The 2,482-nt window shown below is 59.7% G+C and carries 2 protein-coding genes; one reads left to right on the top strand and one right to left on the bottom strand.

Translation table 11 applies throughout. The features are described 5' to 3' along the window. Nucleotides 1-9: 9 nt before the first annotated feature. Nucleotides 10-1,650 carry a ubiquinone biosynthesis regulatory protein kinase UbiB gene (gene ubiB / locus M3436_20630; protein ID MDQ3566375.1) on the top strand — a complete coding sequence of 547 codons (1,641 nt, stop codon included), beginning with the start codon at nt 10-12 and terminating at the stop codon, nt 1,648-1,650. 12 nt (nt 1,651-1,662) lie between these two features. On the opposite strand, the gene M3436_20625 is transcribed toward ubiB, so the two are convergent. Continuing rightward, nucleotides 1,663-2,217, bottom strand: coding sequence for a DJ-1/PfpI family protein (locus M3436_20625; protein ID MDQ3566374.1), 555 nt, complete (start codon nt 2,215-2,217; stop codon nt 1,663-1,665). Nucleotides 2,218-2,482 lie beyond the last annotated feature (265 nt).

Here is a 2,482-nt window from a genome sequence, read left to right as displayed (position 1 = left end):
GAGCACCGCATGCTGGTGATCCAGCGGGTACTGATCCGCCATGGCCTCGATGAAATCATTCTGGCGACACACCTTTTCCGGCCAATTCGGTTTGTTCTATACGTGCTACCGTGGAACTGGACACGCTCCGGCTATGCCCCGCGCGCGGAACGGCTCCGGCATGTCCTCGAGGACCTCGGTCCCATCTTCGTGAAATTCGGTCAGGTGCTGTCGACCCGGCGTGATTTGATCCCGGACGATATCGCGGAGGAGTTCGCGAAATTGCAAGACCACGTGCCTCCCTTTCCCGGGAGCGAGGCGCGTAAGATCGTCGAAGCCGCCTACGGGCGCCCGTTACAGCAGGTCTTCACGGAATTCGACGAGCAGCCCTTGGCCTCGGCGTCGATCGCCCAGGTCCACGCGGCAAAGCTTCTGAACGGCCGCGACGTGGTGGTCAAAGTGGTGCGGCCGGGGATCAAAAAGGTCATCCGCCGCGATCTCGGCCTGCTGGATATCCTTGCCAACTTCGCGGAGCGCTACTGGAGCGAGGGGCGGCGGCTGAGGCCCACACGGGTGATCGCGGAGTACGAAAAGATCATACTCGATGAGCTTGATCTGGTGCGCGAGGCCGCGAGCGCCTCGCAATTGAAGCGGAACTTCGAAGGATCGAGCGAGGTTCATGTTCCCGCCATCGAATGGGACCTGACCCACCGCGACGTGCTGGTGATGGAGCGGATATCGGGGATCTCGATCGACAATGTCGATGCTTTGCGCAAGGCCGGGGTGGATCTTAGAAGGCTAGCCGAGGTCGGTGTCCAATTGTTCTTTGCGCAAGTATTTCGCGATCGCTTTTTCCATGCGGATATGCACCCCGGCAACCTCTTCGTGATCCCTCCTCGGGGCGACGAGCTGGCTAAGATCGTACCGGTCGATTTCGGGATCATGGGCTCATTGAGCGAATTCGACCAACGCTATTTAGCCAATAACTTTTTGGCCTTTCTCAAACGCGATTATCGGCGTGTGGCGGAGCTGCACGTGGAATCGGGTTGGGTCCCCGCGGGCACGCGCGTCGATGACTTCGAGTTCGCGATCCGCTCCGTGTGCGAACCGATGTTCGAGCGCCCGATCAAGGATGTCTCCTTTGGCCACCTGTTGCTGCGCCTGTTCCAAACCGCGCAGCGTTTCAAGATGGAGGTTCTGCCCCAGCTGCTGCTGCTGCAAAAAACCTTGGTCAACATCGAAGGGGTGGCGCGACACCTGTGTCCCGATCTGGACATGTGGCATACGGCCAAGCCGTCCTTGGAGCGGTGGATGAGCGAGCGGGTCGGCGTGCGCCGGATCGTGGGGGCCACGCGCGAGAATCTGCCGATGTGGGCCGAGCGGCTTCCGAACCTCCCGGGCCACGTCGTGGATCTCCTGGAGCAGCTCAAGCAAGGCGATTTTACCCTGAATATCCATACCAGCAAATTGCAGGATATTCAGCGCGAGATCCGGATTGCCGCCGAACGCGCGGCCTATGCAGTGGCTGCCGGCGCATTTATCTTGAGCGCCGCGATGTTGTTCGGCTTCGCGGACGAGGATACGCTGATGCTTGGCGATGCCCCCTTCGGCGTGTGGGTCATGGGCGGTTTTGGGTTAGTCTTGCTGGCGCGTGCGTTTCGGGAGCGTTAGCTGTGACGGCCGTTACGGAACTCGCGCGAGTTGCGACTCAACCTCATCGCGCTTGTGAGTGCCGGTCAGGGCTTCGATCAAGGCGAGCGCAAAATCCATCGCCGTGCCGGGTCCGCGCGAGGTAATGACCTTCCCGTCTTGGACTAGGGCGTCCTCGGTCACGGTCACCTCCGCGAAATTCATCGCCCGCAAGATCCCGGGATAGCCGGTGGCGCGCTTTCCTCTGAGAAGGCCGGCTGCGCCCAAAACCTTGGGCGCTGCGCAGATCGCAGCCGTAAATTTTCCGTTCGCCGCCATCTTGATGAGCAGAGCATGCACGCGCGGGTCGCTGTCTAGGTGCTCCGCGCCCTTGGCGCCCCCCGGAAGCACGACCATGTCGTAGTCGCGTTTCAAGGCTTCGTCCAAGGAGGTGTCGGGGATCAGCACCACTCCGCGGCTAGCGCGGACGGGATGATTATCGAGGCCGGCGGTGACCACCTCGATCCCGGCCCGGCGCAGGAGATCGATGACGGTGACGGCCTCGAGCTCTTCACACCCTTGGGCCAGCGGGATAAGTACGGCGGCCATTTAAATCTGGATCCTCGGCCCCTTTTCCGGCCCAAGACCCATGATCGCTTCTGCAAATGACAGTGTTACCATACCTCTCCCCCAGTCGGTTTTGTAAAGTTGGTGAATTTTATCACAGAAATACTAACTTTATCCACAGGGAGTCTATTCCAATGCAAGATGAGTCTGAAGGGAGGGCTTATTTCTAATACAAGATGAGTCTGAAGTAAGGCGGCGACTGTTCATGATGGGAGGATGAAGACCATCATGAACGACGGACAATTAG

The sequence above is a fragment of the Pseudomonadota bacterium genome, from assembly GCA_030859565.1.
GTDB lineage: Bacteria > Pseudomonadota > Gammaproteobacteria > JACCXJ01 > JACCXJ01 > USCg-Taylor.
The sequence above is the reverse complement of the archived record's forward strand: the minus strand, read 5'-3'. Positions and strand labels throughout refer to the sequence as shown.